This is a genomic window from Frankia sp. CoWAU3, from assembly GCF_977971855.1.
Genome location: NZ_CDWWXB010000210.1, coordinates 1 through 5964, shown reverse-complemented (window position 1 = coordinate 5964; position 5964 = coordinate 1). Strand labels below are relative to the sequence as shown.

The window sequence follows — 5964 nt, the reverse complement described above, 5'->3', positions numbered from 1 at the left end:
GGCCGAGGGCGCGCCGTGGCGGGTGCCGCCGTCGCGGCGGGGGTGCCGGTGTCGGGGGTGCCGGGCCGGCGCGGTCGCGACCTGGTCACCGGATGACCAAGGTCACCGGATGACCAAGGTCACCGGATGACCAAGGTCACCGGATGACCGGGTCGACGGTTCTCATCCAGAATCCGACGGTGGTGCAGCCGGCCGAGACGTCGGTGTTCCTGGCACCCCGTCCGTCCTACGACCCGGTCCGGGCCGCGGCCGAGTCCGCCGCGGTGCGAGCGGCGCTCGCCGACCTCGGGGCCCGTCCCTGTGCCCCGTCCGAGATCCTCGCGGCGCTGCCCCGGGAGGTCCTGATCGAGCTCGCCGTCCGCGCGGTCAGCGCTGAGGACGACCTGCGAATGGCCGCCGCCCGCGAGGCGCTCCACGACTGGTCGGCGCCGGCGCTGGTGCCGGTGGTGCTGCGCCAGCCGCGGCTGCTGCTCGACCCCGGCGCCGCCCGCGGCGTGATCGGTCCCGACCAGGCGGACGAGAGCTACGCCCTGCGTCCCCTGGCCGGGTTGATGTTTCCCCGTGATCATTATGTCGATCTCGGTGAAGCGGTCGCGGTCGGCCGGTTGCGGCGTCGGGACCGGGCCCGCGAGACGGTCGTCATGGCGGCCGTGCTGCGCGGGTTGCGGGGCCGATCGGCCGAGGTCCGCGTCCCGGAGCCGCTGTTCCTGGAAGGCGGGGATCTGGTGAGCTGCGGCGATGTGGCCGTCCTCGGCACCGGTTGGCGGACCAGCCCGGCGGTCTGGGGGCTGTTGCGTCCGCATCTGTTGGCCAGCTTCGGTCACGTGGTGCGGGTCCGCGACGAGCTGCGGCGTGACGGCCAGCCCCATCTGAACTCCTGGCTCGGCCTCGGCCCGGGGATCGCCCTCGTCGCCGCCGATCGGCTGCACGCCCCGGCGGTGGTGGAACGCGACGGCGTCGCCGGCCGGGAGACGACGCTGGTCGACGCCCTGCGAACGATCAATCTCGCCGTCTGTCCGCTGGCACCGGACATGGTCGCGGCCTTCGCCGCGGGGGTGTTCTTCCTGCCGGCCTTCGCGCCGCCGGAATCGGTCCTCCGGTCGGAGCCGGCCGCCCTGGTATCCACGGCGAGTGCGCCCTGGACCGAACCGGTGCTGTCGCGGTTCGGGATCCAGACCGTCGCGGTGCCGTTCGACGAACATCACAAGCAGTTCGGCAGCCTGCACCGGGCGCTCAACACCGTCCCGCTGCGCTGATGGCATGGCGCTTGCGGTGGGACTAAAAGGCTTGCATGGTGATGATTCATGTCCGCCAGGTGCCGGAGGAGACCCTCACCATCCTCAAGGTCCGTGCCGCGCGCGGGCCGGTCATTGCAGCAGTATGTGCTGCAGCTGCTGGAGGGCGAGGCGGTGACGCTCACGGCCGAGGAAGCCGCGGACCAGGCCCGATCGATCGACTTCCGCGGCACGGTGACCGCGACCGACGTCGTGGACGCGATAGCGCGGATGTGCGCGGACCGTGGATGATCGTCCTGGACACCTCCGCGCTGGTGTAGTTTCTGGTCGGCACGAATGACGTCGCCGACGTGGTCCGTGCCCTGGCCACCCGGGAGCGGATCGCCGCGCCGCACGCGGTCGACCTGGGATGCGCCTCGACGCTGCGCGGCCTCGCCCGCGGTGTGAAGCTGCCCGAGGGCGAAGCATCACGCGCCCTGGAACTGCGTTGGTCGCATGAACCTGCGACGCTATGGCCACGCCCCGCTCCTCCCCCGGATCTGGGAACTACGCCACAACATGTGGCCCTACGACGCCGCCTACATCGCGCTCGCGGAAACCCTGAACGCCGACCTTGTCACGGCCGACCGAAAACTCGGCCGCGTTCCGGGTCTCCGCTGCACCGTCCGTGACCTCCAGAACGGGCCGCGAACGCTCCGACCGGACCCGGCTCGCCTCCAGCCCGAGCCCCAGCCCGGTCGGGTGGGAGTCGAACCATCAGCGTCGGCTTGCGGGGTGTCGGCTTGCGGGGTGTCGGCTTGCGGCATGCTACCGGCATGCCTGATTCGCGGATCAGCCTGGCCGATGCCCTGGAACTGACGCGGACCGGCGACCTGTGGCTGTTCCGCGGCCGCACGGCGGCGGACCGGGCGATCCAGACGACGGCCAACAGCCCGGTGAACCATGTCGGCATGGCGGTGGTCGTTGACGATCTTCCGCCGCTGATGTGGCACGCCGAGCTGGGGAAATCGTTGCCGGACGTCCTGGGCGGGCACGCATCAGCGCGGCGTGCAGTTGCACGACCTGCGTGCGGCGGTGGAGGTCTGGGCACGCCGTTTCCGTTTTGGAGCGGTTCTGGAGCGGTGACGACCTGCGTCTGTCCGGAGGCTTCGTGCTGGGCGGGGAGATCGTCGTGGACGTGGACGACTCTGCCTAGCGTCGCGTCCGGTGGGTCCGTGCGGCGGCCGTTGACCAGGATTCGGTTCCTTGTCTTTCCAGAGCCTTTCGTGCCCGATTTATCCCTCTGGATAGGCAGGATGCGTCTGGGGGGATGCCGTCGTCACGGGGGTGCCGTCCAGGTGCGGCACGGTGATCGCGGTGACCAGCAGGCCGCGGGCCGAGAGCCAACGACCGTCGAAGCCGGTCAGCTCACCGCCGGCCAGCCGTGGTCCCGCCACCAGGAGTTTCGCGGTGAAGGTGCCCCGGGCGGCCGGGCTCGGTGCCGGCGGGCCCATAGGTGCGGTGCCCGGGTGGATCACGAGGGCGGCGTCCCCGAAGCCGAGCCAACGTTCCGCCAACGGGTACCACGCCTTGTAGACAGACTCCTTGGCGCTGAACAGCAGCCGGTCCCAGCAGACGGCCGGGCGGGTGCGGGTGAGGGCCGCGAGCCAGCCCGCCTCGACGGGAACGGTGATCTCCTTCAGCACCCCGCCGGGTGTGGGCTCGTTCGGCTCGGCGTCGATGCCGATGGTGTGGACCTCCGCAGCCCGGGCCACCGCAGCCGCCCGGTAGCCGGCGCAGTGGGTGATGCTTCCCACCACTCCGTCCGGCCAGCCGGGTGCGCCGCGGGAACCGGGCAGGATCGGCGCCGCCGGAAGTCCGAGCCCCTCCAGCGCGCGATGCGCGCATACCCGGGCGGTGGTGAACTCGCGGCGCCTCTTGTCGACCGCGCGGCTCAGCAGCGCAGCTTCCTCGGGGAACAGCACGGCCGAGGGATCGTCCTCAAACGCCTCGACGGCGACGGCCGCGGCGGGCAGCAGGCTCGCGAGCAGGCGCGGATCCACTCTCTTTACTCCGGTACCCGCTACTCCGGTAGCCGTTCCTGACGTCGAAGCCGGCGCTCCCGGCGGCGCCGAGCCTGCCCCCGGCGCCAATCTCGATCCCGGCGTGGAACTCGATCCTGGCATCGCGCTCAGTCCCGGCGGGCCGGCGGTGCGGGGAAGGGCAGGATCTGCCGTAGCCCGGACCATGACGTGCCCCACGCCGCGCGTTCCCGAGGGTAGCCCATCGAGACCTCCTCAAAGCGGACGTCGTCGTACCAGGTGGTGCGGGGAATGTGCAGATGACCGTAGACGACAGCGCTGGCCCGGAACCGCGTGTGCCAGTCAGCCGTGCTCGTGGTGCCGCACCACAGCGCGAATGTGGGGTACCGCAGTACCGCGGTGGGCTGACGGACGAGCGGCCAGTGGTTGACGAGCACCGTTGGCATTGTCGGATCGATGTCGCCGAGGCGCGTCCGGGTCTGCGCGACCCGGGCCTGGCACCAGGCGTCGATGGTGGGATACGGGTCCGGATGCAGCACCCATTCGTCGGTGCATACGATCCCGCTTTCCCGGGCCCGGGCCAGCGCCTCCTCCTTCGTCGCCGTTTCGGCGGGCCGAAAGGTGTAGTCGTAGAGCACGAACAACGGCGCTACGACAACCGGGCCGCCCGCGCCCTCCCAGACCGGATAAGGGTCCTCCGGGGTGACGACGCCCAGCCCGCGGGCGATCTCCACGAGATGCCGGTAGCGTTGTTCGCCGCGCAGCTGCACCGGGTCCTGCTTGGGAGTCCACAGCTCGTGATTCCCCGGCACCCAGACAACCTTCGCGAAACGCCCGCTGAGCTGCTTGAACGTCGTCTCGATATCGGCGATCGTCTCGGCGACGTCACCGGCGAGGATCAGCCAGTCGTCGGATGATCCGGGTGCGATGTCCTCCACCATCCGCCGGTTCTCGGGGTAGGCGACATGCACGTCACTGACGGCCAGCAGCCGCCCGGGCGAAACCGGGGAATCCGTCCGGGACACAGGGCGAAGCCTACCGGCGCGGCCACCGGCGTGTCCGCCGGATGAAAATGCTGTTCCTGTGTTCAAGATGGCGCCGGGTGGGCATCCTGATCGAGAATCATCGCGAGGGATCGGTGACGATCCCTCGAGGACGACACGATGAGCCGACGGATCCGGCCGATCTTGCGGGAGCGGGCAGCGATGAACGACAGCGGGCAGCGATGAGTGACAGCGTCGGAATCGGGCTGCTCGTCGCCCTCGGGGTTCTCGTCGTGATCGTTCTGGCGCTGGCCGTGGCCGCGCTGGTCGCCGTCCGGAAGTACCGGCTGCCGCTGCGGGGCCTCGTGGCGACCCTGGCGGGCCTCGCCTACGTCACCTCCCCGGTGGACGCCGTCCCGGAGATTCCGCTGGGGCCGATCGGCCTGATCGACGACATCACCGTGATCATCGCGACCGTGGTCTACCTGCGTGGCCTGATCGCCGCGCGGCGGGGCCTGGACCCGGCCGGGATCGATCCACCCGGCCGGGCACCCCACCCGATGCCGCGGCAGCCTCCGCCGCCTCGGGTATCAGGCCGGCGCCGCGGTGCCCGCTGAGCAGGCTGCCGGGGCTGGCTGGAACACCGGGGCCGGCCCCGGTGTTGCCCGCGACATGACTTCTGTCACCTTCGCGATCACCTGGGATTACCGTTGCCCGTTCGCCCGCAACGCACATGAACACGTTTTGACTGGTCTCGCGGCCGGTGCCGACTGGCACGTCACCTTTCTCCCGTTCTCGCTGGGGCAGGCGCACGTGGAGGAGGGGCAACCCAGCGTCTGGGAGAAGCCCGAGCAGGCCTCCGGGATCCTCGCCTTGCAGGCCGGCGTCGTCGTCCGCGACGAATACCCGGATCTGTTCCCCGCCGCGCACCGGGCGCTGTTCGCGGCGCGTCACGACGAGGGCCGTCACCTGGAGGACCGGGCGGTCATCCGGGAGACGCTCGCGGGGGTGGGGCTGCCCGCCGACGAGGTGCTTGCCCGGGTTGACGATGACGCTCTCGACAAGGTCCGCGCCGAGCACGAGCAGTACGTCGCCTCACATACCGTCTGGGGCGTGCCGACCTGGATCGCCGGTGATCAGGCCGTGTTCGTCCGGCTGATGAACCGTGCGCCGTTCGGTGCCGACCCGGCGGGTTCCATCCGTGCGGTGGAGCGCATCGTCGATCTGGTGACCGGTTGGCCCGAGTTGAACGAGTTCAAGCACACGTCCATCCCACGCTGATCTTCCACGCCGGTTCGGTCCGTCCCGGTACACCCACGGCGCCGGGGATAGCGGCCGCGCCGCCCGGCGGTGTCAGACGTCCAGGCCGTAGCTGCGGGCGATCGCAGCCAGGCCGCTGACCCCACCCTGGCCGAGCGCCCGGAAGCGCCAGCCGTCCTGATCCCGGTAGAGCTCACCGAACAACATCGAGGTGTCCCGCGCGGCGGCGGTGGTGAGGTCGTACCGCACCAGCTCGTCATCGGTCGACGCGTTGACGACCCGGATATAGGCGTCGGTCACGTCGCCGAAACTCTGGTGTCGATAGTCGGCGTTGTGGATGCTGACCGGGAAGACGATGCGCGTTATTGCGCTGGACAGCAGGTCGAGACGCACCTCGATCTGTTCGTCGTCGCCCGCACCCTCACCGGTGAGGTTGTCACCGCGGTGCAGGGCCGCGCAGAGATT

Annotated in this window: 7 protein-coding genes; 4 read left to right on the top strand and 3 right to left on the bottom strand. The window is 70.4% G+C overall.

The annotated features are described in order from the left end of the window. The first annotated feature begins 143 nt into the window (after positions 1 to 143). Together AC08ON_RS15480 and AC08ON_RS15475 are read left to right on the top strand one after the other, a co-directional pair. Positions 144 to 1256, top strand: a complete 1113-nt coding sequence (locus AC08ON_RS15480; protein ID WP_011435939.1) for an arginine deiminase family protein — start codon at positions 144 to 146, stop codon at positions 1254 to 1256. Between the two features lie 93 nt (positions 1257 to 1349). Continuing rightward, a complete protein-coding gene (locus tag AC08ON_RS15475) occupies positions 1350 to 1526 on the top strand; it encodes a FitA-like ribbon-helix-helix domain-containing protein (protein ID WP_476608220.1) in 177 nt (58 codons plus the stop codon). Positions 1527 to 2509: 983 nt separating this feature from the next. Here AC08ON_RS15475 and AC08ON_RS15470 read toward each other — a convergent pair. Both AC08ON_RS15470 and AC08ON_RS15465 read right to left on the bottom strand, forming a co-directional pair. Further along, positions 2510 to 3265, bottom strand: a complete 756-nt coding sequence (locus tag AC08ON_RS15470; RefSeq protein ID WP_476608221.1) for a 4'-phosphopantetheinyl transferase family protein — start codon at positions 3263 to 3265, stop codon at positions 2510 to 2512. Between the two features lie 140 nt (positions 3266 to 3405). Continuing rightward, the gene (locus AC08ON_RS15465) at positions 3406 to 4281 is read right to left on the bottom strand and encodes a metallophosphoesterase family protein (RefSeq protein WP_476608219.1); all 876 of its coding nucleotides are present in this window, start codon (positions 4279 to 4281) and stop codon (positions 3406 to 3408) included. Positions 4282 to 4481: 200 nt separating this feature from the next. Between AC08ON_RS15465 and AC08ON_RS15460 the strand changes: the two genes are divergently transcribed. Both AC08ON_RS15460 and AC08ON_RS15455 read left to right on the top strand, forming a co-directional pair. Beyond that, complete coding sequence (locus tag AC08ON_RS15460) at positions 4482 to 4856, top strand: DUF1232 domain-containing protein (protein ID WP_476608218.1); 375 nt, start codon at positions 4482 to 4484, stop codon at positions 4854 to 4856. A gap of 55 nt (positions 4857 to 4911) precedes the next feature. Further along, a complete protein-coding gene (locus AC08ON_RS15455; protein ID WP_476608217.1) occupies positions 4912 to 5520 on the top strand; it encodes a DsbA family protein in 609 nt (202 codons plus the stop codon). A gap of 72 nt (positions 5521 to 5592) precedes the next feature. On the opposite strand, the gene AC08ON_RS15450 is transcribed toward AC08ON_RS15455, so the two are convergent. After that, a partial coding sequence (locus tag AC08ON_RS15450) for a TerD family protein (RefSeq protein WP_476617216.1) occupies positions 5593 to 5964 on the bottom strand: 372 nt, incomplete at its 5' end.

Bases quoted from the DNA above. Each gene is read 5' to 3' on its own strand.
- AC08ON_RS15455 (WP_476608217.1), top strand. From the start codon at position 4,912: ATGACTTCTGTCACCTTCGCGATCACCTGGGATTACCGTTGCCCGTTC.
- AC08ON_RS15460 (WP_476608218.1), top strand. From the start codon at position 4,482: ATGAGTGACAGCGTCGGAATCGGGCTGCTCGTCGCCCTCGGGGTTCTC.
- AC08ON_RS15480 (WP_011435939.1), top strand. From the start codon at position 144: ATGACCGGGTCGACGGTTCTCATCCAGAATCCGACGGTGGTGCAGCCG.